Consider the following 22206-nt stretch of genomic DNA (forward strand, 5'->3'; position numbering starts at 1 on the left):
GAGGATCGACGGCTATTTAAAATTTTCCTTCACGACCTCTACGAAGGACGCATCGGCAACTTTGTCGACGGTGACGCCGGCATCGACAAAACCGCGGGCCTTGTACCAGTCGAGCTGCGCGGCGACGTTGGCGATATTGTAGCTGGCCTGCTTGTTGACATAGGGCAGGCCATCCATCACCACGGCCCGCGAGGTGTTGGTGTACTTTTCAATGATTGGGAAAAGCGCTTCAGCATCCTTGCCGAAGACATGCTTGCCACCGGCGTCGAGATGATTGAATGCCGCGTCGTATTCGGCCGTTGCGCGCTTATAGGCCTTGATGAAATGCTCTACCACGCTGCGGCGCTTGTCGATCATGTCCTTGGATGCGATGACGCCGGACACCTGCCACGGTGTTTCCGCCGCAACCCAACCAAGTAGTTTAACCGCGCCTCCCGCGCTCAGCGGATTGGCAACGAAGGATGGCAGCGCCGCAGCATCGACCGCGCCAGACTTGACTGCGCCAACCATGTTGGCGACCGACTGCAGTGGAACGACCGAAACGGCCTTGTTGTCCCAGCCATATTTGTCGGTGAGCATTCCAACATTGTAGTGGAACGTCGAACCGAGCTGCGTTACCCCGAAACGCTTGCCCGGCAAGTCCCTGATGCTCCTGAGGCCTTTGTCGTAGGCCTCGTTGGAAGCAACGACACCGATGAACTGATAGCCACGCTCCTCCCAGGCTTCCCCTGCGATGATGCGCAACGTACCCTGACCGGCCAGATTATACATGCCGGCCGTGAACCCGGTGACGCCGATATCGCAAGCGCCCGCCGAAACGGCCACGGCGACGGGCTGCGCGGCATCGAAATAGGCGAGGGTGATGTCGAGCCCTTCGTCTGCGTAGTAGCCTTTCTCGACGGCAATGAAATTTGCGGCCGACGAGGTGAACCTCAACCCACAGACCTTCACGGGATCGGCTGCGTGGGCGACCGAAGCCAGAGTCGAGATCGCGCAGGCCACAAGCCCAGCAATCGTGCGGTTTCTCATGAGAGATCCTCCCGTTTCCTTTTGGTTGGTTGGAAACAGAGAAGCCTGCTCAGGCCTATTGACACAATGAAAGCTTTTGCCATCCTCTATGCCTTGAAGGCATAGCAATTAGCAAGCTTTTGCCATCCTCTATGCCTTGAAGGCATAGCAATTAGGGACGACATGGCTGCCGACAGGACGAGTGAAGATTCCGTCGAATACGGACAAGTCAGGAAAACCGCTGCGGACAGGCGGCGCCTGAGCCTCCGCCAGATTGAGGTGTTCCGGGCGGTTATGGCGTCAGGCACCTTGAATGGCGCGGCCAAAGTCCTGGCCACCACGCAGCCCAGCGTTTCGCGCATCGTGCAGCGTTGCGAGGACATTCTCGGTTTGACCCTGTTCAAGCGAACCAAGGGGCGGCTTGTCCCCACGGGGGAGGCCATTCGGCTGCTGGGTTTGGCAAGCAAGGTCTTCGATGAGCTGGACGAGCTAGGGAATGCGGTTGAGCGCCTCGTCAACGGAGACGGAGGACTATTTCGAATCGGCGCCACCGGCAGCCCGGGTCGTGCGGTGGTGCCCAACGTCATCGCCCGCATGCACGAGGCCCTTCCGAAGCTGCAGTTTCATATCGATGTTCTGATGTTGGAGCAGATCATCGACTACCTGCTCCTCCAAAAGGGAGAGTGTGTAGTTTCTATCTTTCCAGTAGCTCACCCTTTGATCGAAAGCGTGCCCGTGCGTCCATGCAAACTCGTTGCGCTTGTTCCGTCTGCTGATCCGTTGGCGGCTTTCGACAAACTGACGGCTACGGACCTCAAGGACAAGTTCTTGATCCTTTTTGAGCCTCATACGCCCCACGGCTCGATCGCGGAAAAGCAGTTTAGAGAAATTGGGATCGAGCCGCACGTTGGCATACGGGTCCGCCATATCGAAACGGCGATAGGCCTTGTGCACGAAGGCGTTGGGATAGCAATCGTCGACGATGTCGCGGTAGTCGGTGAGACCGGCCGACGCTTCAGCACGATAGACATCGATGGCAGTCCGGCCCTTTCGGTGCATCTGAGCTGGAACCGTGAACAGTCGCAGTCGCAGATGTTTCGGCATTTCAGGCGGCTGCTTCACCTACCCGCGCAATGAGGGACGACACCTGCCAGCACGCACTCGACATTGCCAGCCGGAATCCGCCGCCTGGACTTTCGCCGCCGGCGGTCCTTCTCGATACTGACTAATTTTCTTCTTAGTTTTTGAGCGGCCCGAGACATAGGTGGCATTTCGTACCGGACACATGGGTTACACTTTTCGCTTTTTTGCAAGCGGGAGGTGTGGATGCCGTGGAAAGCGAGTTCGGTCATGGAAGAACGCCTGCGCTTTGTCGCCCGCCTGTTGGACGGGGAGGCCATGACGGACGTGTGCCGGGATTTCGGCGTCTCGCGCAAGACCGGCTACAAGATGTTCGATCGCTACAAGGAGCACGGTCTTGAGGCCCTGAGCGATCGCTCGCGGCGGCCGGTGCGCTACGCCAACCAGCTGCCGGAGCAGATCGAGAGCCTGATTGTCCGGCTCAAGGGCGAGAAGCCGCACTGGGGCGCGCGCAAGATCCGGGAACTGCTGGTCCGACGGCTGGACGGCGATATCCGGGTTCCGGCCAAGAGTACCATCCATGCGGTCCTCGACCGCCATGACCTGGTCAAGCGCGCCGGCGGGCCGCGCCACCGCGCGCGCGGCACGCCGCTCTCCGCGGGCACGGGACCCAATGATCTGTGGTGCGCCGACTTCAAGGGCGAGTTCAAGCTCGGCAATGGCCGCTACTGTTACCCGCTGACCGTCACCGATCATGCCTCGCGCTTCCTGCTGTTGTGCGAGGCGCTCGATTCCACGCGTGAAGAGCCTGCCATTACCGCCTTTGAACGGCTGTTCCGCGAGCGCGGCTTGCCGTTCGCCATCCGCTCCGACAACGGCGTGCCCTTTGCCAGTCCCAATGCCCTGTTCAATCTCTCAAAGCTCGCGGTCTGGTGGCTGAGGCTCGGCATCGTCATCGAACGCATCAAGCCCGGCCATCCACAGCAGAACGGCCGCCATGAGCGCATGCATCTCACCCTCAAGAAGGAGACGACCCGTCCGCCGGGCGCCAACAGCCTGCAGCAGCAGGAACGCTTCGACGCCTTCGTCCGCGAGTTCAATACCGAACGGCCGCATGAGGCGCTGCAGATGAAATGCCCCGCCGAACTCTATCGCGCCTCACCACGCCGTTACGATGGCTTGCCCGAGTTGATCTATCCGTTCCACGATCGCGAGATTCTCGTGACCGCTTGCGGGCGCCTCTGCCTGCATCGCAAGCGAATCAACATCTCGACCGTGCTGGCCGGCCAGAAACTCGGCATCAAGGAGGTCGACGACGGCATTTGGCTCGTCAGCTTCATGCACTATGATTTGGGATACTTCGACCTGGAGCAGAAAACCCTGCAACCCCTCGACAACCCGTTCGGCACGAGGTTGTCACCCATGTCTTAGGTACAATCTGTTACCGATGTCTCCGGGCTGGACATTTTGACGATTGGCGGAGAGAGTGGGATTCGAACCCACGGTACGGTTTCCCGCACACACGCTTTCCAAGCGTGCGCCTTAAGCCACTCGGCCATCTCTCCGGAGAGCACTCTCTTGAAGGGACGCCGATGATTTTGCAAGGGATCGCGGGGAAATCGGGTTAAATTTCCGTAAGATCTTGTATTTCATAGATAATATCTGACGCGGCCTCAGCGCTCGGAACCCGCTACGGGCCGAACCGGCGGCGGGTTTGGTGCGACGATTCACTTGAGAATGCCCAACCACGACCGGGAGCATCATGACCATCCGTAACGCCATCATCGCGCTGAGCCTGATTTCGGCCCTTGCCGCCGCCTTCGCCGGACCGGCCGCTGCACAAATCTGCACCCGGCAAGGGGTCGACGTGAGCTGCGACGACGGACGGCGCGGGATGCTTTCGGGCGATGCCATCCTCTGGCCCGACGGCACGCGCTCGAGCTCGACGCCGCATCAGAGCGTGATCATCGGCAACAAAAGTTCAGTGCATGTCGGGCCTGGCGTGTTTGTCGGCCAGGGCAAGGGCATGGTGCCGCTGGACGATCCGAACGCGCCGAACAAGCGGCGATGCGCGATTTTGGAGGGCGTGTCGTATTGTTATTGAAGGGCTGCAGCCACTCACCTCGGCCCTTCCCCCGTAAGAACGGGGCGAGGGAGAAGAGCTAAATCAACCGCACACCTGAGATCGCGGACTTCAGCCAGCGCAACGCCTGAGGCGGCTGTGCTTCGAGCGGCGCCACCGCGGCCTTTTCGGTCCGGCACTTCTCCAGCTCGGCGACAAAATCCGCCGACCATTGCTGGATGGTGTGGCCGCGCAGCTTCTTCATCATCGCCTCCCAGCGCATCTTGCGCTCGGTGAGCGGCATCGCGGCCGCGACCGCGACCGCGCGGGCCATGCCGTCGATGTCGTGCGGATTGACCAGCAGGGCAGTGTCGAGCTCGTTGGCCGCGCCGGCGAATTTCGACAGCACCAGCACGCCGGGGTCGGCCGGATTTTGCGCGGCGACGTATTCCTTGGCGACCAGATTCATGCCGTCATGCAGCGGCGTCACCACGCCGATCTGCGCGGTCCGGTAGAGACCCGCGAGCACGGCCTGGCTAAATCCCTTGTTGAGATAGCGGATCGGTGTCCAGTCGGCCTCGCCGTGGCGCCCGTTGACGTCGGACACGAGACGCGCGACCTCGCTCTGGAGATTGCCATAGGCCTCGATGGCACCGCGCGAGGGATTTGCGATCTGCAACAGCGAGATGCTGCGCGCAAACTGCGGATGCTCGGTCCAGAGCCGGTCGAATGCGCTGATGCGGTTGACGAGGCCCTTGGAATAGTCGAGGCGGTCGACGCCAATTGCCAGCCGCTCGCCATTGAGGCTGCGGCGCAGCCGCGACACGTCCGGATGCGAAACCGACTTCGCCGCATATTGCGCGAACTTCTCGGTATCGATGCCGATCGGAAAGACTTCGCAGCGAGTTCGGCCATACTGCGAGATCGCGACGCCGTCCTCGACAACGAGGCCCAGTTCGCCCGCCACATAGCCGAGAAAATTCTGGCAATCGTCATTGGTCTGGAAGCCGAGCAGATCGTAGGCCAGCATCGCCGTGATCAGCTCGCGATGATTGGGCACGCCCTGCATCACCGCGGCGACCGGCCACGGCGTGTGCAGGAAGAAGCCGATCGGGTCGTCGACGCCGAGATCGCGCAATTCCGCGCCGAGCGCGAGGAAATGATAGTCCTGCACCCAGAACGCCGTTTGTGCTTTCCGGAAGCGCATCAAGGCGCGCGCCATGAAGGCGTTGACCTCGCGATAGCTCACATAGTCATCACGCGAGACGCGGATCAGGTCGCTGCGCGAGTGCAGCGCCGGCCACAAGGCTGAGTTGGCAAAGCCTTCGTAATAGCCGCCATAATGCGCCGCCGGCAGATCCAGCGTTGCGATCGCACCCGAACCCAGTGCTTCAATCTCGGCAAACGGTTCCTTTTGATGGCCATCCCGCACACGACCTGAGGAACCCACCCAGATTGCGCCTGAATTCTCAACGACCGGAAGCAACGCAGCCGCGAGCCCGCCCGTCATCGGCTCGTTAGGTTTGCTGCGCGCAACTCGATTTGAAACGACGACTAAGTTCACAGGTCGTCCCCCTCCTGTTCATTCCACCCCATTTAACTGCCGTTCATCAATATGGTTCCGGTCATCATTTCTTCGAATTGAAACCAAAATCAGGCGCGCGCGTTGGAACCAGTTTTTCCTGGAGGGAACACGCCGCTTTCGCTCAACAAAAACCGGTTTGGTGGCCGGGACATGCAGCACGGATAGCGTGCGCACCGGAACGATTGCGAGCGCCAATGTGGCTCTGAGATGTCGACGCCTTATTCCAACCTTGTGTCGTCGAGCAGACGCGCGAGGAACGTGCGCACATCGTTCGGCGCATCGAAATGGCCGTCGACGCCGATGGCGCGGCGGCCCACCGAGAACGAGAGCCCGTTCATGTCGGGCATGATCCCGAACACGGTCTCGTCGGTGACGTCGTCGCCGATGAAGATCGGGCGGCGTCCCTTGAACGGCTCGTGCGTCATCAACTCGCGCACGCCGGTCGCCTTGGTGAAGCCGGAATGCTTGATCTCGCAGACGAACTTGCCCGGCAGCACCTCGATCGGCGCATTGGGCAGGTCGGCGCGGATCAGCGAAACGGATTCATAGATCGCTTTCTCCGCATGCGGCGCGAGGCGGTAGTGCAGCGCCAGCGAATAACCCTTGTCCTCGAGCAGAATGCCGGGACTGAGCTTGGCAACCGCCGCGAGCCGCCGCTTCAACTCCTTGTCCAGCGGCGGCGCGCTGACGGCATCGGCTTCGTTGTCGATGGAAAGGCGCATTTCCGCGCCGTGGCCCGCGACGGCGCGGAACACATCGGGCGCGAAAATCAGGTCGATGTCGTTGAGCGAACGGCCGCTGACCATCGCCAGCGCGCCCGAGGTGCGCTCCGTCAGCCGGTTCAGCGTTTCCGACAGGCCTGGCGGCACCCACACCTCACGCGGCGTCGGCATCAGGTCGAGCAGCGTCCCGTCGATGTCGAGCAGGATCGCTGTCTTGTTGAGATGCGGCACGAGTGCGTGAGGCACCGGCACCGCATCGGGCGCTTCATCGTCGACCATGGTGCGCTTTTGATCCAATTCAGCCAGTTCCGATTTCATAGTCTACTCCATAGATGCAAGCGGCCGCGCGATTTCTTCGAGCGATTTGCGTTCCGCTGAGACGGCATAGCGCCATGCCACGATCGCGGCCGCGATCATCAGGAATGACCCCAGCAAATAGCCGGCGAACACGCTGGTGCGTGATCCCGTATCGATCAGCGCGCCGAATAGCGCGGGGCCGATCACGCCGCCGATGCCGGTGCCGACCGCGTAGAAAACCGCGATCGCCAGCGCGCGGACCTCCAGGGGGAACGTCTCGCTGACTGTGAGATAAGCGGCGCTCGCTGCGGGCGAGGCAAAGAAGAAGATCACCATCCAGGCGATAGTCTGTCCCTGTGCGCTCAGCGCGCCGATCGAAAACAGATAGCCGGACAGCGCGAGCAACAGGCCCGACGCGCCATAGGTGAACATGATCATGATGCGGCGGCCGAGCGTATCGAACAGCCGGCCGAGCAGCAGCGGACCAAGGAAATTGCCGGCGGCGAAGGGGAGCAGATACCAGCCGACCTGATCGGCGCTGATCCCGTAAAAATCGGTCAGCACCAGCGCGAAGGTGAAGAAGATGGCATTGTAGAAGAAGGCCTGCGCGATCATCAGCACGAGGCCGACCATCGCCCGCTGGCGATAGACCGAGAACAGCGTGTGCACGACCTCCCGGATCGGCGTGTGATCGCGCATCTTCAGCCGGATCTTGGTGAAGCGCCCGTCGCTCGTATCCTGGTCGTGCCCGATCACCGAGCGCTCGATCTCGTCGACGATCTTGTGGGCTTGGTCGGGATGGCCGTGGATCATCAGCCAGCGCGGGCTCTCCGGAATCCACATCCGCATCAAGAGCACGACGAGGCCGATGGCCGCGCCGATGAGATAAGCAAGGCGCCAGCCGAGATCGGGACCGATCACAGCGGGATCGAGCAGCACGATGGCCGCCACCGCGCCCATGGCAGCACCGATCCAGAAGCTGCCATTGATGACGAGATCGGTCTGGCCGCGATAGCGCGCCGGTACCAGTTCCTGGATGGTCGAATTGATCGCGGTGTATTCGCCGCCGATGCCCGCGCCGGTGAGGAAGCGAAACAGCGCGTAGCTCGCGACATTCCATGACAGAGCCGTCGCAGCCGTTGCCGAGAGATAGAGCGCAAGCGTGATGAAGAACAGCTTCTTGCGGCCGATGCGGTCGGTCAGCCAGCCGAAACCGAGCGCGCCGAGCACAGCACCCGCAAGATAGGCGGAATTGGCAACGCCGAGATCGAGATTGGTGAAACGCATCGTGGGACTCTGCTTCAGCGCGCCGGAGAGCGCGCCGGCCAGCGTCACCTCGAGGCCATCCAGAATCCAGGTGATGCCGAGCGCGAGCACGACGCGCGTGTGAAAGCCGCTCCACGGCAGCGCGTCGAGTCGTGAGGGAATGCTGGTCTCGATGATGCGATCGACCGCGGTCGCCGTGGAGACCACAGGTCCATCATTCGGCGCTGGGCTTCGCTGCAATTCCATCGCGTTGTTGCATCTGACCAATGGACGCCCCGGCACGGGAGGTGGACGCGGTCGATCCTATCAAGGGGGTGCGGCATTCCGCCTGCCACCTGCGACAACGTCTGCGGCGAGGACAGGTTCCCGTGGAACGACCGTTCGCACCGCTGGTTTTCGGTGGAGCCGCAAGGAGTTGGCGCATGGCTCATGTCAGAAGGACGACACATTCTCGCAAAACAGCGGCGCGCAAGGGCACCAAACGCGCCTCACCGAAGCGCTGGTCACAGCGGGTGACGAAGGAGAGCGACGCGCTCGACCTCAAACACGGCGTGTTCAAGCTGACCAGCGCGAAGAAGATCGCGACTTCGCTGAAGCGCTCGGCCGAGCACAGCGCGCGCCGCAAGACCGGCGCCTACCGCTCGGCGCTGTCGATGCTGACGTTCTACATCAACCGCGCCGGCAAGACGCTGCCGCAGACGCAGCGCACGCGGCTGGAGCGAGCAAAGGTGGAGCTGAAGCGGGTGTTCGGGAGGGAGTGAGCGCGGAAAGCGCGCCCCTCGCTCTGCCGTAACGAAGCCCTACGCCGCCCGGATATTCCCCATGAAGCGGTCGAGTTCGGCGCGCAGCCGGGTGCTTTCGGATGACAGCGTCTTGGCCGAGTGCAGCACCTCTTCCGAGGCCGAGCCGGTCTCGGCGGCGCCGCGGTTGACCTGACCGATGTCGGTGGCGGCGGTCTGGGTGCCCTGTGCGACGGTCTGGACGCTGCGCGCGATTTCCTGCGTCGCCGCGCCCTGCTGCTCCACTGCGCTCGCAATCGACGTCGAGATCGACGAGATCTGGCCGATGGTGGCGCCGATCTCCTTGATCGCCGCAACCGATTCGGCGGTCGCGCCCTGCATGCCCGTGATGTGCGAGGAGATCTCGTCGGTGGCCTTCGCGGTCTGGCTCGCGAGCGACTTCACTTCGCTGGCGACCACTGCAAAGCCGCGGCCGGCTTCACCGGCGCGTGCCGCCTCGATGGTGGCATTGAGCGCCAGAAGGTTGGTCTGCTCGGCAATCGCCGTGATGAGCTTGACGACCTCGCCGATCTGCTGGGCGGCGTGCGAGAGCTTGCCGATGCGACCGTCGGTCTCCTTCGCCTGCACCACGGCGGCTTCGGCAATGCGGCTGGAATCGCGCACCTGGCGGCCGATCTCCTCGACCGAGGCCGAGAGCTCTTCCGTCGCGGTCGCGACCGACTGCATGTTGCTGGAGGCCTGCTCGGAGACGTCGGCGACCTGGCTCGACAGGCTCTGCGTGGTCTCGGCGGTGCGGGTCAGCGTCGAGGCCGCCGATTCCAGCTGCACGGCGGAGGCCGAGACGTTGGAGACGATGGCGCCGACCGCGCTCTCGAAATCGTCGGCAAAGCGAATCAGCTCGGAACGGCGGCTTGCGGCCTGCTCCCTGTTCTGGACTTCGCTCGCGGCGGCATCGCGCTCGGCCTTGGCCACGGCCTGCATCTTGAACTCCTCGACCGCGCCGGCCATCTCGCCGATCTCGTCCTTGCGGCCCAGGCCCGGCAGCACGACGTCGAAATTACCCGAGGCAAGCTCGCGCATCGCCTTGCACATCGCGATCATCGGACGCGAAATGCCATTGCCCAGCATCCAGGCCAACACGGCACCAATGGCGAGGCCGCCGAGCGCCATCATCAGCATCGTCCGCTCGGTGTCGCCGATGGTGGCGTTGGCGCTCTCCTCGATGCGCTGCTGATCGGCTGAGAGGTCCGACCGCAGCTCGCCCGAGAGTTTCAGGATGGCCGCCGCCGTCTTAGTCATCTCCCCGTTCGACTTGACGATGACCTTCACATTCTCGGTCAGCTTTCCGAAGGAGGTGCGGTACTGCTTCAGGAGATTGCCTATCTCGGTGACGCGGTCGGTGATCTTCTGCTCGTTGGCATAGATCGAGACCAGCAGGGTCTCCAGGAACTTGATGCGGGCGGTCACGCCGTCGGCAGTCTTCGGCTCCGGCTTGGCGACGAAGGCGCCGACCGAGGTAGAGACCGCAAGGTATTGCGATGTGATGTCCTTGGCCGTGGTCTGAACGGATGCAAGCCCCGCCAGCGCGGCGGTGTCGGCGAGATCGTCGAACTTGAAGCGGATCTTGTTGCCGACGCTGTTGAGCTCATCGGCCGCGATCTTGTTGTTCTCGCGCGTCAACGTGATGATCTCGCTGAACACCTTCGTAAAACGCTGGAACTCGGCTTCGAGCTTGCCGACCTGCTCACGGCGCGCCGCGCCCGTGGTCGCGGCCGTCGACTTGGCGATCGCCGCCTTCAGATTTTGTTCGGCGGCCTTGGCCGCGGTCTCGTCATCCGCCGCGCCGGTCAGCGCATAGGCCCGCGCCAGCCCCTGATAGCTGATCAGCTCGCGATCGACCGTCCGTGCAAGGTCCGCTTCCGCCACGCTGGCGCGGTAGGAGGCCACAGCGGCCTGGATCCGCTCGAAGCCGAAATAGGCGAAAGCCATGCTGACGGCGAGGATGGCGAGCACCGCCACGAAGCCAAGGATGATTTTTGCGCGAAAGCGCAGGGTGAGCAACTTCGATGTGTTCGGCTTCGACTTGACGGGCATTCCCCCACCCCATTCCATTCGCGGAAAACCAGGCGCAGCCCGGAAGCAGCCCGCTTCCTGACTCTTCTGCACGTTACGGGGCAAAGGATAAGCGGCGGTAAATTTGTGGCGCCGCAACTAGCGGTTAGGTGACGCGGGGGGTGTCTTCATATGATCACTCCCCTCGTCGGAGCGGTTTGACGAAGACGCGGGGTTACCGGCCACGCGCCGCAACTCTTCGCTGAATAATGGGTCCTGGCTTTCCGCCAGGACGACATTGGAAAAGCGACTGCTTACGCCGCCCGGATATTCCCCATGAAGCGGTCGAGTTCGGCGCGCAGCCGGATGCTTTCGGATGACAGAGTCTTGGCCGAGTGCAGCACCTCTTCCGAGGCCGAGCCGGTCTCGGCGGCGCCGCGATTGACCTGACCGATGTCGGTGGCGGCGGTCTGGGTGCCCTGTGCGACGGTCTGGACGCTGCGCGCGATTTCCTGCGTCGCCGCGCCCTGCTGCTCCACTGCGCTCGCAATCGACGTCGAGATCGACGAGATCTGGCCGATGGTGGCGCCGATCTCCTTGATCGCCGCAACCGATTCGGCGGTCGCGCCCTGCATGCCCGTGATGTGCGAGGAGATCTCGTCGGTGGCCTTCGCGGTCTGGCTCGCGAGCGACTTCACTTCGCTGGCGACAACTGCAAAGCCGCGGCCGGCTTCACCGGCGCGTGCCGCCTCGATGGTGGCATTGAGCGCCAGAAGGTTGGTCTGCTCGGCAATCGCCGTGATGAGCTTGACGACCTCGCCGATCTGCTGGGCGGCGTGCGAGAGCTTGCCGATGCGACCGTCGGTCTCCTTCGCCTGCACCACGGCGGCTTCGGCAATGCGGCTGGAATCGCGCACCTGGCGGCCGATCTCCTCGACCGAGGCCGAGAGCTCTTCCGTCGCGGTCGCGACCGACTGCATGTTGCTGGAGGCCTGCTCGGAGACGTCGGCGACCTGGCTCGACAGGCTCTGCGTGGTCTCGGCGGTGCGGGTCAGCGTGGAGGCCGCCGATTCCAGCTGCACGGCGGAGGCCGAGACGTTGGAGACGATGGCGCCGACCGCGCTCTCGAAATCGTCGGCAAAGCGAATCAGCTCGGAACGGCGGCTTGCGGCCTGCTCCCTGTTCTGGACTTCGCTCGCGGCGGCGTCGCGCTCGGCCTTGGCCACGGCCTGCATCTTGAACTCCTCGACCGCGCCGGCCATCTCGCCGATCTCGTCCTTGCGGCCCAGGCCCGGCAGCACGACGTCGAAATTACCCGAGGCAAGCTCGCGCATCGCCTTGCACATCGCGATCATCGGACGCGAAATGCCGGTGCCGAGCAGGAAGGCGAGGACCGCGCCGAGCAGCGTGCCGCCGATGGCCAGCATCAGCACCAGTTGCTCGGTCTTCCCGATAGTCGCTTCCGATTCGGATTCCAGCCGCTGCTGTTCGGCGACGAGGTCCGCCTTCATGGCGGTGGCGCCCTGAAGGATCGCTCCGGCCGAGCCGCTCATCTCGGTGACGAGATCGTCGACCATCTTGGCGTTGGCGATCAGCTTCTCCAGCGCTTCGCGATAGGCCCCTAACAGCGCCTTGGCTTCCTTCAGGCCGGCGACGATCTTGTCGTCCATGGAATAGACCGCGCCGAGCGAGTTCTCGACGAATTTCAGCCGCGCCAGCGCGCTGGTCGCAATCGCCTGCTCGGACGTCAGCACGAAATTGGTCGCCGCCGCGTTCGCGGTCTGGAACTGGGCGTTGACCTGCTTGGTGCCGAACTCGATCGACTGCGCCTCGGAATCGGAGGCGTTGTTGCCGATGTCGTCGAGCTTGTATTTCAGGAGGTTGGCGTTGCGCGTAAGCTGGTTCTGCACCAGCAGCGCGCTGTCACGCTTGGCCTGAAGGACCTTTGCGAAGGTCGTGGAGAAGTTGGAAAACTCCTTGGCGAGCTTGCCCAGGCTTTCCTGCCGCGCCGGCCTCTTGGCGCTCTTGGTGGCCTGGTCGATGGCGTTCTTGAGGTTGGCCTCGGTGTCCAGCGCCGCCTTGGCGTCGTCCTCCTTGCCGGTGACGACGAAATATTTGACGGCCGAGCGATAGGCGAGCAGCTCGCGGTCGATATTGCGGGCGAGATCGGCCTCGGTGACGCTGGTGCGGTAGGACCCGACCCCGGACGAGACACGCTCGAAGCCAAAATAGGAGAAGGCCATGCTGCCGGCGGAGATCACCAGCACGGCGGCAAAACCCAGAATGATCTTGGCCCGGAACCTGAGGGTCGGCATTATAGTGCGCTTCGAGGACGACGCGATACGCCCGGACATTCCTACCCCCATTTTCTATTCAGCCGCGATCCGGTGGCGCCCCGCCCCCTGACCTGGCTGCGCGAAACTAGGGCACAATGGATAAAGGGCGGTAAATTCGGCGCGCCCCCCAGAGTTTGCGGCTCCACCGGCGAAAGCGGGCCGGATAGGGATATGCCGGATAGGGATATAAAGGCTGGCATCCCAGGTCGGCCTGACGCGGCGTTCCGATCCCGTCGCCCCCCAAATCAACGCAGGCCGTCTGGATCAATGACTTTTCCATGACGAAGACTACCAAAATCCTAGTTGCAAAGTTCCGGGTCGCTGTCTCTAATTGGAAACAATCAAAATCAATCCCGGGAGGACTTCAACCGTGTCTACAGTCAAACTGACGGTGAACGGCAAGGCCGTTGCTGTCGATGTCGAGGACCGCACGCTGCTGGTCCAGCTGCTGCGCGAACACCTCAACCTCACCGGAACCCATGTCGGCTGCGACACCAGCCAGTGCGGCGCCTGCGTCGTCCACGTGGACGGCAAGGCGGTGAAATCCTGCACCATGCTGGCGGGCCAGGCCGACGGCGCCAGCGTCACCACCATCGAAGGCATCGCCAAGGGCGACGAACTGCACCCGATGCAGGCCGCGTTCCGCGACAATCACGGCCTGCAATGCGGCTATTGCACGCCGGGCATGATCATGTCGGCGATCGACATCGTGCATCGTCATGGTGGCGAGCTCGACGAGACCACCGTCCGTCACGAGCTCGAAGGCAATATCTGCCGCTGCACCGGCTATCACAACATCGTCAAAGCCGTGCTGGATGCGGCCGGGCGCATGAAGGTCTCGCAGGCGGCCGAGTAAGCGGCGCGCCTCGAAACAAGAACCACCGCTGCCGCTTTCGAGGGAAAGCGCGGTGAAAACAAATTCCGGTCGGGAGGACCAGACATGGGTGTTGAAGGCATTGGCGCGCGCGTCGTGCGCAAGGAAGACAAGCGTTTCATTACCGGCAAGGGCCGCTACGTCGACGACATCAAATTGCAGGGCATGACCCACGCCCATTTCATCCGCAGCCCGCACGCGCATGCCAAGGTGAAGGGGATCGATTCCTCCGCCGCCCTGAAGATGCCGGGCGTGGTCGCGGTGCTCACGGGACAAGAGATCGTCGACGACAAGGTCGGCAACCTGATCTGCGGCTGGGCCATCACCTCCAAGGACGGCAGCCCGATGAAGATGGGCGCATGGCCGGCGATGGCGCCGGAGACGGTGCGCTTCGTCGGCCAGGCCGTCGCAGTCGTGATCGCCGAGAGCAAAAACCTCGCGCGCGACGCGGCCGAAGCCGTGGTCGTGAACTACGAACAGCTGCCCGCGGTCGCCGACGTCCACGCCGCGATCAAGGCCGGCGCGCCGCAGCTGCATCCCGAAGCCCCCGGCAACCAGGTCTATGACTGGGTGATCGGCGACGAGGGCGCCGCGGACGCCGCCATCGCCAAGGCCGCCAACGTGGTGAAGCTCGACGTCACCAACAACCGCCTTGCGCCGAACGCGATGGAGCCGCGCGCGGCCATTGCCGATTACGATTCGGCGGAGGAGCATTTCACGCTCTACACGACGTCGCAGAACCCGCATGTGGCCCGTCTCGTGCTGTCGGCGTTCTACAACATCGCCCCTGAGCACAAGCTGCGCGTGATCGCGCCCGACGTCGGCGGCGGCTTCGGCTCCAAGATCTTCATCTATCCCGAAGAGATGGTGGCGCTGTGGGCCTCGAAGAAGGTCGGCCGTCCCGTGAAATGGACCGGCGACCGCACCGAGGCCTTCCTCACCGATGCGCATGGCCGCGACCACGTCACCCATGCCGAGATGGCGTTCGACGCCAACAACAAGATCACCGGCCTCAAGGTGAAGACCTACGCCAATTTCGGCGCCTATATGTCTCTGTTCTCGTCGTCGGTGCCGACCTATCTCTACGCGACGCTGCTGTCGGGCCAGTACAACATCCCGGCGATCCATGCCGAGGTGGTCGGGGTTTACACCAACACCACGCCGGTCGACGCCTATCGCGGCGCAGGCCGCCCCGAGGCGAGCTATCTGATCGAACGTCTGATGGAGACGGCGGCGCGGCAATTGAAGGTCGATCCGGCCGCGCTGCGCAGGTCGAACTTCATCACCCAGTTCCCGCACCAGACGCCGGTGATCATGGCCTATGACACCGGCGACTTTAACGCCTCGCTCGATGCCGCGATGAAGGCGATCGATTATGCCGGCTTTGCCGGGCGCAAGGCCAAGGCCAAAGCCGACGGCAAGCTGCGCGGCATCGGCGTGTCCTGCTACATCGAGGCTTGCGGCATCGCGCCGTCCAAGGCGGTCGGCAGTCTGGGCGCCGGCGTCGGTTTGTGGGAATCGGCCGAGGTGCGCGTCAACCCGGTCGGCACCATCGAGGTCCTGACGGGATCGCACAGCCACGGCCAGGGTCACGAGACGACGTTCTGCCAGCTCGTCGCGGAGCGCCTCGGCGTTCCGATCAGCCAGGTCTCGATCGTCCATGGCGATACCGACAAGGTGCAGTTCGGCATGGGCACCTACGGCTCGCGTTCCGCGGCCGTCGGCCTCACCGCAATCCTGAAGGCCATGGAGAAGATGGAATCCAAGGCCAAGAAGATCGCCGCGCATGCGCTGGAAGCCTCGGAAGGCGACATCGTCATCGAGAACGGCGAGTTCAAGGTGGCCGGTACCGACAAGGCGATCGCCTTCCCGATGGTCGCGCTCGCGGCCTACACCGCGCACAACCTGCCGGACGGAATGGAGCCGGGCTTGAAGGAAAGCGCCTTCTACGACCCGACCAACTTCACCTTCCCCGCCGGTGCATACATCTGCGAGCTCGAAGTCGATCCCGGCACGGGCAAGACCACCTTCGTGAACTTCGTCGCGGCCGACGATTTCGGCCGGCTGATCAATCCGATGATCGTCGAGGGACAGGTCCATGGCGGCCTGGCCCAGGGCATTGGGCAGGCACTGCTCGAGCACGCGATCTACGATGCCAACGGCCAGCCGGTCACGGCCTCGTTCATGGATTACTCCATGCCGCGTGCCGACGATTTGCCCTCGTTCAACCTCTCCCACACCACGACGCTGTGCCCGGGCAATCCCTTGGGCATCAAGGGTTGCGGTGAGGCCGGCGCGATCGGCGCCTCCGCGGCCGTGATCAATGCGATCACGGATGCGATCGGCAAGAACAATCTGGAAATGCCCGCAACCCCTGACCGGGTGTGGCGCACGATCCACGCGGCTTAAGGGAGAGGAACGAAGATGTACCAGACCATTTATCATCGCGCGTCCTCGGTTGACGAAGCCGTCAGCCTGTTCGCCAAGGGCACCGAGGCGAAATTCCTCGCCGGCGGCCAGACGCTGCTGCCAGTCATGAAGCAGCGCCTCGCCAGCCCGTCCGATGTGATCGATCTCGGCAAGATCAAGGAGCTGCAAGGCGTCGAGCTCTCAGGCGACGTGCTGACCATCAAGGCCGGCACGACCTATTTCGACATCATGCAGAATGCCGATGTGAAGAAGGCGATCCCTGCGATTGCCTATCTCACGTCGATGCTCGGTGATCCCGCCGTGCGCTATCGCGGCACGATCGGCGGCTCGATCGCCAACAACGATCCCGCCGCGGATTATCCGGCCGCGCTGCTCGCGCTCGGCGCCACCGTGAAAACCAACAAGCGGTCGATTGCGGCGGAGGATTTCTTCCAGGGTCTGTTCACCACGGCGCTGGAAGACGGCGAGATCATCACCGCCGTGTCGTTCCCGGTTCCGGCGAAGGCAGGCTACGAAAAAATGCGGCACCCGGCCTCCCGCTTCGCACTGACCGCCGTGTTCGTGGCACAGACGAAGTCGGGCGAGATTCGGGTGGCCGCCACAGGCGCTTCGGAGAGCGGCGTGATGCGGGTCCCCGCGATCGAAGCAGCGCTGAAGGCGAACTGGTCACCTTCGGCGATCGACAGCGTCAGCATTTCGGCGAGCAATTTGCTGGCCGACATCCACGGCACCGCCGAGTACCGCGCCAACTTGATCAAGGTGATGGCGCAACGCGCGGTGGCTGCGGCCGGCTGATAGCGCCTCGACGCAAATTTTCCGCGGCGCGCACTTCGGTGCGCGCCGTTTTTATTTTGGCCACGCGGCATGAAAACCGCTTGCCTCACCGGCGTGAAGGCGAGAAAAGTTAATCAGCCAATTAACTCGCCCCACAGAGGAACGCCTCGGCGCTTGCCGACCATCGGCAATACGCGCCTTGGATCCGAGGAAACAAAAACGTGCTCGATCAACCAGCCCCCACCTCCTCAGTCCGCACCTCCGGCCCGCTGTCGGGCTTCCGCATCGTCGAATTCGCGGGCATCGGCCCCGGACCGTTCGCCTGCATGATGCTGGCCGACATGGGCGCCGACGTCGTCACGCTCGACCGCGTCGGCGCGAAGATGAGCATGAAGTCGGTGGCGGGGCGCGGCCGCAAGGTGATCGAGCTCGATCTCAAGGACAAGGCGGCCATCGCGGAAGTGCTCGACCTGCTTGCAAACGCCGACGCGCTGGTCGAGGGATTTCGCCCCGGCGTGATGGAGCGGCTCGGGCTCGGCCCCGACATTGTGCTCGCGCGCAATCCAAAACTGGTCTACGGCCGCATGACCGGCTGGGGCCAGCAGGGCCCGCTCGCCAATGCCGCAGGCCACGACATCAACTACATCTCCATCACCGGCGCGCTCGCCGCGATCGGCACCAAGGAAGCGCCGGTGCCGCCGCTCAATTTGGTCGGCGATTTCGGGGGCGGCGCACTCTATCTCGTCGTCGGCGTGCTCGCGGCATTGCTGGAAGCCTCGAGGTCCGGCAAGGGCCAGGTCGTCGATGCCGCGATGTGCGACGGCGCGGCATCGCTGATGTCGTTCTTCTTCGACATGACCACGCTCGGCCGCTGGACCGAAGGCCGCAACCAGAATTTTCTCGATGGCGGCGCGCATTTCTACGGCGTCTACGAATGCGCTTGCGGCCATTTCGTCTCGATCGGCTCGATCGAGCCGCAGTTCTACGCGCTGCTGCGCGAGCATGCGGGCCTGACAGACGCCGATTTCGATGCGCAGATGGACCGCAAGGCCTGGCCCGCGCTGAAGCAGAAGTTGCAGGCGGTGTTCAAGAGCAAGACGCGTGAGGACTGGTGCAAGATCATGGAAGGCAGCGACATCTGTTTCGCGCCGGTGCTGACCATGTCGGAAGCGACCGAGCATCCGCACATGGTCGCCCGACAGGTCTTTGTCGAGCGCCACGGCGTGAAGCAGCCGGCGCCGGCGCCGCGGTTCTCGCGGACGCCGTCGGCGGTGCGCGAGCCGGAAGGGGCGGAGATCGGCGCGGTGACGAAGGCGTGGAAGGCTGAGAAATAAGGGCCGCGGTTGCGTCAAATTCCGATGTCGTTCCGGCGAAGGCCGGGACCCATAGCCATAGGATGTGGTTTGGCGAAGACTCGGAGTTACCATCTCGCGCCACAACTTCTCCCTGTGGTTATGGGTCCCGGCCTTCGCCGGAACGACATCTGTTGGGATGCGACAGCCTACGCCGCATCCACCTTCAACACCCCGCGCCGGATCTGGTCTTCCTCGATCGATTCGAACAGGGCCTTGAAGTTGCCCTCGCCAAAACCGTCGTCGCCCTTGCGCTGGATGAACTCGAAGAAGATCGGACCGATCGCGTTGGCCGAGAAGATCTGCAGCAGCACCTTGGTCTGGCCGCCTTCGACGACACCCTCGCCGTCGATCAGTATGCCGTTGGTCTGAAGCCGCGCAATGTCCTCGCCGTGCTTCGGCAACCGCGCGTCGATCCGCTCGAAATAGGTCTCGGGCGGCGCCGGCATGAAAGGCAGGCCGGCTTCGCGCAGGTCTTCGATAGTGCGGTAGATGTCGCGGCAGCCGCAGGCGATGTGCTGGATGCCCTCGCCGCGGTAGATATTCAGATATTCCTCGATCTGGCCGGCATCGCCGGCGTCCTCGTTGATCGGAATTCGGATCTTGCCGTCGGGGCTGGTCAGCGCGCGCGAGAACAGGCCTGACGCACGGCCCTCGATGTCGAAGAAGCGGATCTGGCGGAAGTTGAAGAGCTTCTCGTAAAAGCCGGTCCAGACGTCCATGCGGCCGCGATGGACGTTGTGGGTGAGGTGATCGAGGTAGAACAGGCCGGCGCCTACCGGCTGCGGATCGCGCGCACCCAGCCATTCGAACTCGCTGTCATAGGCCGAACCCGTGGCGCCGTAGCGATCGACGAAGTAGAGCAGGCTGCCGCCGATGCCCTTGATCGCGGGGACGTCGAGCGTCTTCTGCGCGGAGGACGCGTCGGCAGGTTCGGCCCCGAGCGAAATCGCGCGGTCATAGGCCTTCTTCGCATCGACCACGCGGAACGCCATCGACGGGGCACAGGGGCCGTGTGCGGCGACAAAGTCGTAACCGTGGCTGCCGGGCTCCTCGTTGACAAGATAATTGATGTCCCCCTGGCGATAGACCGTTATCTTTTTGCTCTTGTGGCGCGCGACGGGCGCATAGCCCATCAGCTTGAACAGGGCGTGCAGCTCTTCGGGATTGGGGTGCGCATATTCGACGAACTCGAACCCGTCGGTGCCCATCGGATTGTCGGCGGTAACAGTGGCCGGCGGTGCATCGTGCGGAAACGGTCCCATGGCGTTCTCCCAAATTTGCTGCTGCAATGAACTATCCTTCACGGGGCGTGCAATGAGCGTGCAAACGGGACGAGTTTTGGCTATCATATGCACGATCTGTGCATGAAATACGAAAATTACGCATGATTTCGGTAGACGCCTTCGACCTCCGGATCCTGGGCGCGCTCCAGGACGACGGCCGCCTCACCAACCAGGAACTGGCTGACCTCGCAGGGCTCTCGGCCTCGCAATGCTCGCGCCGGCGGATGCGGCTGGAGGAGGAGAAGGTGATATCAGGCTATCACGCCGATCTCTCCAGCGAGGCGCTCGGCTTCGGCGTGATCGCCTTCATCCAGGTGACGCTGGCGACCCACTCGCCGGATAACTCGAAACGCTTCCGTACGCTGGTCAATCGAATCGACGAGATCCAGGAGGCCTATTCGCTCACCGGCGACGCCGACTATGTGCTGAAAGCCGTGCTGCGCGATCTCAAGGGTCTCTCCAATCTCGTCAACGACGTGCTGATGCCGCACCAGAGTGTGGCGCATGTGCGCTCTTCGATCGTGCTGGACAGGCTGAAGGAAAGCACGCGTCTGCCGCTGAAAGAAATCAAGCCCGGCTGAATTCGAGGGAAATCCGGCATTCGCGCTACGCGCGCGATCTGCGATGATCCCGGCCGATCCGCGGAGACTCAGCCATGGCCCTCCAACTTCGACCGAACTGCGAATATTGCGACCGCGACCTGCCGCCGAACGCGACCGATGCGCGGATCTGCTCCTATGAGTGCACGTTCTGTGCGGACTGCGTGGAGACGAAACTCTCCAACGTCTGCCCGAACTGTGGCGGCGGTTTTGCGCCGCGCCCGATAAGGCCAACACAGGAATGGCGACCGGGCGTGTGCACGACGAAGCAGGCTCCGTCGGACAAGCGGGTGCATTTGAAGTACAGCCAGGAGGATGTCGCTGCGCATTGCGCGCGAATCAAAGACGTACCGCCTGAGAGGCGATAGGCTCTCTCCACGCCGTCATTGCGAGGAGCCCTTGCGACGAAGCAATGACGGGTTTATGGGATCGCGCAACTCACTCCGCCGCCAAAACCGTCCCCTCGACCTCGCCGAAGCCGACGCGATAGCCCTCGCCCTGGCACCAGCCGCGCATGACGAGGCTGTCGCCGTCTTCCAGGAACGACCGCTTGATGCCACCCGGCAATTCAACCGGCTCGGTGCCGTTCCAAGAGATCTCCAGAAGACTGCCGCGCTGGTTTTTCTCCGGGCCGGAGATCGTGCCGCTCCCCAGGAGATCTCCGACATTCATGGCGCAGCCGGAGGAGGCGTGGTGCATCAGTTGCTGCACCGAGGACCAGTACATGTACTTGAAGTTGGTGCGACTGATGCCGGCAGGCGCGTTGGCGCCGGCGGCGCGCAAGGAGACGTCGAGCTCGAGATCGTAGTTCTGCGGCTTATCCTGCTTGAGATAATCGAGCGGCGCCGGCTCCTGCTCCGGCCCCTTCAGCCGGAACGGCTCCAGCGCCTCGCGCGTCACCACCCACGGGCTGATCGAGGTCGCGAACGCCTTGGCGAGGAACGGGCCAAGCGGCACATATTCCCACTGCTGGATATCGCGCGCGCTCCAATCGTTGAGCAGCACGAAACCAAAAATCATCTCCTCGGCCTGTTGCTCGTTAAGCATGCCACCCATCGGCGAGGGCTGGCCGACCACGGCGCCCATCTCCAGCTCAAAATCGAGCCGCTTGCACGGGGCGAAGCTCGGCACCTCGACGTTCGGCGGCTTCAGCTGCCCGCGCGGGCGCTTCACCTTGGTGCCGGAGACCACGACGGTGGAGGCACGTCCGTTATAGCCGATCGGCATATGCAGCCAGTTCGGCTGCAGCGCATTGTCCTTGCCGCGGAACATGACGCCGACATTGGTGGCGTGCTCTTTCGAGGAATAAAAGTCGGTGTAGCCCGAGACCGCGAACGGCAGATGCAGTTTTGCATCACTCATCGGCACCAAGGCCTGCTTGCGCAGCTCCTCATTGTCGCGCAGCTCCGGATGATCGTGACGCAAAAGCTCGCTGACCCGCGCGCGCGTCTTCGTCCAGACCTTCGGTCCCAGCGCCATGAAAGAATTGAGCGACGACGTCGAGAACACGCCAAGCGGCCCGACATCGAGGCGCGAATCCTGCTCGAGCTCCCAGAGATCAAGCACGCAATTGCCGATCGCCACGCCGACGCGCGGCGTCGGATTGGCCGCGGTCGAGAACACCCCGTAAGGCAGATTCTGGATCGAAAAATCGGAGGTGGGATCGACGTCGATGAAAGAGCGGAGGCTGGGGTCGTTGGGATGGGACACGGGATTCTCCGAACTCGAGACCGCCATGGCCGG

General features: G+C 63.1%; 19 protein-coding genes and 1 tRNA gene. 10 read left to right on the forward strand and 10 right to left on the reverse strand.

The genetic code is table 11. From position 1 onward, the window contains the following. Positions 1 to 12: 12 nt before the first annotated feature. Positions 13 to 1002 carry an ABC transporter substrate-binding protein gene (locus ACVWYI_RS01090; RefSeq protein WP_354106847.1) on the reverse strand — a complete coding sequence of 330 codons (990 nt, stop codon included), beginning with the start codon at positions 1000 to 1002 and terminating at the stop codon, positions 13 to 15. 189 nt (positions 1003 to 1191) lie between these two features. Between ACVWYI_RS01090 and ACVWYI_RS01095 the strand changes: the two genes are divergently transcribed. Together ACVWYI_RS01095 and ACVWYI_RS01100 are read left to right on the forward strand one after the other, a co-directional pair. Then, complete coding sequence (locus ACVWYI_RS01095) at positions 1192 to 2145, forward strand: LysR family transcriptional regulator (RefSeq protein ID WP_456660980.1); 954 nt, start codon at positions 1192 to 1194, stop codon at positions 2143 to 2145. A gap of 189 nt (positions 2146 to 2334) precedes the next feature. After that, complete coding sequence (locus tag ACVWYI_RS01100; RefSeq protein WP_456660981.1) at positions 2335 to 3519, forward strand: integrase core domain-containing protein; 1185 nt, start codon at positions 2335 to 2337, stop codon at positions 3517 to 3519. A 44-nt stretch (positions 3520 to 3563) separates the two neighbouring features. Here the strand turns inward: ACVWYI_RS01100 and ACVWYI_RS01105 are convergent. Beyond that, positions 3564 to 3653 (reverse strand) — tRNA-Ser (locus ACVWYI_RS01105). Positions 3654 to 3850: 197 nt separating this feature from the next. Between ACVWYI_RS01105 and ACVWYI_RS01110 the strand changes: the two genes are divergently transcribed. Then, complete coding sequence (locus ACVWYI_RS01110) at positions 3851 to 4192, forward strand: hypothetical protein (protein WP_456660982.1); 342 nt, start codon at positions 3851 to 3853, stop codon at positions 4190 to 4192. Between the two features lie 58 nt (positions 4193 to 4250). Here ACVWYI_RS01110 and ACVWYI_RS01115 read toward each other — a convergent pair whose 3' ends face one another. From ACVWYI_RS01115 to ACVWYI_RS01130, 4 genes are read right to left on the reverse strand one after another with little or no spacing between them, the layout of a single operon-like run. Next, entirely contained in the window at positions 4251 to 5714 is a 1464-nt protein-coding gene (locus ACVWYI_RS01115; protein ID WP_456660983.1) for a trehalose-6-phosphate synthase, read from the reverse strand. Positions 5715 to 5732: 18 nt separating this feature from the next. Next, positions 5733 to 5930, reverse strand: coding sequence for a hypothetical protein (locus ACVWYI_RS01120; protein WP_456660984.1), 198 nt, complete (start codon positions 5928 to 5930; stop codon positions 5733 to 5735). A gap of 23 nt (positions 5931 to 5953) precedes the next feature. Next, entirely contained in the window at positions 5954 to 6775 is an 822-nt protein-coding gene (gene otsB, locus ACVWYI_RS01125; protein WP_456660985.1) for a trehalose-phosphatase, read from the reverse strand. 3 nt (positions 6776 to 6778) lie between these two features. Further along, a complete protein-coding gene (locus tag ACVWYI_RS01130) occupies positions 6779 to 8266 on the reverse strand; it encodes an MFS transporter (protein WP_456660986.1) in 1488 nt (495 codons plus the stop codon). A gap of 176 nt (positions 8267 to 8442) precedes the next feature. Between ACVWYI_RS01130 and ACVWYI_RS01135 the strand changes: the two genes are divergently transcribed. Next, complete coding sequence (locus tag ACVWYI_RS01135) at positions 8443 to 8781, forward strand: DUF3175 domain-containing protein (protein ID WP_247444614.1); 339 nt, start codon at positions 8443 to 8445, stop codon at positions 8779 to 8781. Positions 8782 to 8820: 39 nt separating this feature from the next. On the opposite strand, the gene ACVWYI_RS01140 is transcribed toward ACVWYI_RS01135, so the two are convergent. Next, positions 8821 to 10854 (reverse strand): methyl-accepting chemotaxis protein, encoded by a 2034-nt coding sequence (locus ACVWYI_RS01140; protein WP_456660987.1) that lies wholly within the window; start codon positions 10852 to 10854, stop codon positions 8821 to 8823. Positions 10855 to 11126: 272 nt separating this feature from the next. Continuing rightward, the gene (locus ACVWYI_RS01145) at positions 11127 to 13166 is read right to left on the reverse strand and encodes a methyl-accepting chemotaxis protein (protein ID WP_456660988.1); all 2040 of its coding nucleotides are present in this window, start codon (positions 13164 to 13166) and stop codon (positions 11127 to 11129) included. 352 nt (positions 13167 to 13518) lie between these two features. Between ACVWYI_RS01145 and ACVWYI_RS01150 the strand changes: the two genes are divergently transcribed. The 4 genes from ACVWYI_RS01150 (at position 13519) to ACVWYI_RS01165 (ending at position 18560) form a co-directional block, all read left to right on the forward strand. Continuing rightward, entirely contained in the window at positions 13519 to 14004 is a 486-nt protein-coding gene (locus ACVWYI_RS01150; RefSeq protein ID WP_247345050.1) for a (2Fe-2S)-binding protein, read from the forward strand. 84 nt (positions 14005 to 14088) lie between these two features. After that, on the forward strand, positions 14089 to 16431 hold the full coding sequence (locus tag ACVWYI_RS01155; RefSeq protein ID WP_456660989.1) for a xanthine dehydrogenase family protein molybdopterin-binding subunit: 2343 nt from the start codon (positions 14089 to 14091) through the stop codon (positions 16429 to 16431). Positions 16432 to 16446: 15 nt separating this feature from the next. Beyond that, positions 16447 to 17247, forward strand: coding sequence for an FAD binding domain-containing protein (locus ACVWYI_RS01160; protein ID WP_456660990.1), 801 nt, complete (start codon positions 16447 to 16449; stop codon positions 17245 to 17247). 200 nt (positions 17248 to 17447) lie between these two features. Continuing rightward, positions 17448 to 18560, forward strand: coding sequence for a CaiB/BaiF CoA transferase family protein (locus tag ACVWYI_RS01165; RefSeq protein ID WP_456660991.1), 1113 nt, complete (start codon positions 17448 to 17450; stop codon positions 18558 to 18560). Between the two features lie 167 nt (positions 18561 to 18727). On the opposite strand, the gene hppD is transcribed toward ACVWYI_RS01165, so the two are convergent. After that, positions 18728 to 19843 (reverse strand): 4-hydroxyphenylpyruvate dioxygenase, encoded by a 1116-nt coding sequence (gene hppD / locus ACVWYI_RS01170; RefSeq protein ID WP_354106011.1) that lies wholly within the window; start codon positions 19841 to 19843, stop codon positions 18728 to 18730. A gap of 122 nt (positions 19844 to 19965) precedes the next feature. On the opposite strand from hppD, the gene ACVWYI_RS01175 reads away from it, so the two are divergent. Both ACVWYI_RS01175 and ACVWYI_RS01180 read left to right on the forward strand, forming a co-directional pair. Beyond that, positions 19966 to 20445, forward strand: a complete 480-nt coding sequence (locus tag ACVWYI_RS01175; protein ID WP_247345064.1) for an Lrp/AsnC family transcriptional regulator — start codon at positions 19966 to 19968, stop codon at positions 20443 to 20445. 74 nt (positions 20446 to 20519) lie between these two features. Beyond that, complete coding sequence (locus ACVWYI_RS01180) at positions 20520 to 20831, forward strand: DUF1272 domain-containing protein (RefSeq protein WP_354106010.1); 312 nt, start codon at positions 20520 to 20522, stop codon at positions 20829 to 20831. 70 nt (positions 20832 to 20901) lie between these two features. Here ACVWYI_RS01180 and fahA read toward each other — a convergent pair whose 3' ends face one another. Continuing rightward, entirely contained in the window at positions 20902 to 22173 is a 1272-nt protein-coding gene (gene fahA / locus ACVWYI_RS01185) for a fumarylacetoacetase (RefSeq protein ID WP_456660992.1), read from the reverse strand. Between the last annotated feature and the right edge of the window lie 33 nt (positions 22174 to 22206).

Source organism: Bradyrhizobium sp. LB13.1, assembly GCF_054056815.1.

Bases quoted from the DNA above. Each gene is read 5' to 3' on its own strand.
- ACVWYI_RS01100 (WP_456660981.1), top strand. From the start codon at position 2,335: ATGCCGTGGAAAGCGAGTTCGGTCATGGAAGAACGCCTGCGCTTTGTC.
- hppD (WP_354106011.1), bottom strand. From the start codon at position 19,843: ATGGGACCGTTTCCGCACGATGCACCGCCGGCCACTGTTACCGCCGAC.
- ACVWYI_RS01130 (WP_456660986.1), bottom strand. From the start codon at position 8,266: ATGGAATTGCAGCGAAGCCCAGCGCCGAATGATGGACCTGTGGTCTCC.
- ACVWYI_RS01155 (WP_456660989.1), top strand. From the start codon at position 14,089: ATGGGTGTTGAAGGCATTGGCGCGCGCGTCGTGCGCAAGGAAGACAAG.
- ACVWYI_RS01135 (WP_247444614.1), top strand. From the start codon at position 8,443: ATGGCTCATGTCAGAAGGACGACACATTCTCGCAAAACAGCGGCGCGC.
- ACVWYI_RS01110 (WP_456660982.1), top strand. From the start codon at position 3,851: ATGACCATCCGTAACGCCATCATCGCGCTGAGCCTGATTTCGGCCCTT.
- ACVWYI_RS01160 (WP_456660990.1), top strand. From the start codon at position 16,447: ATGTACCAGACCATTTATCATCGCGCGTCCTCGGTTGACGAAGCCGTC.
- ACVWYI_RS01140 (WP_456660987.1), bottom strand. From the start codon at position 10,854: ATGCCCGTCAAGTCGAAGCCGAACACATCGAAGTTGCTCACCCTGCGC.
- ACVWYI_RS01095 (WP_456660980.1), top strand. From the start codon at position 1,192: ATGGCTGCCGACAGGACGAGTGAAGATTCCGTCGAATACGGACAAGTC.
- otsB (WP_456660985.1), bottom strand. From the start codon at position 6,775: ATGAAATCGGAACTGGCTGAATTGGATCAAAAGCGCACCATGGTCGAC.
- ACVWYI_RS01145 (WP_456660988.1), bottom strand. From the start codon at position 13,166: ATGTCCGGGCGTATCGCGTCGTCCTCGAAGCGCACTATAATGCCGACC.
- ACVWYI_RS01180 (WP_354106010.1), top strand. From the start codon at position 20,520: ATGGCCCTCCAACTTCGACCGAACTGCGAATATTGCGACCGCGACCTG.
- ACVWYI_RS01175 (WP_247345064.1), top strand. From the start codon at position 19,966: ATGATTTCGGTAGACGCCTTCGACCTCCGGATCCTGGGCGCGCTCCAG.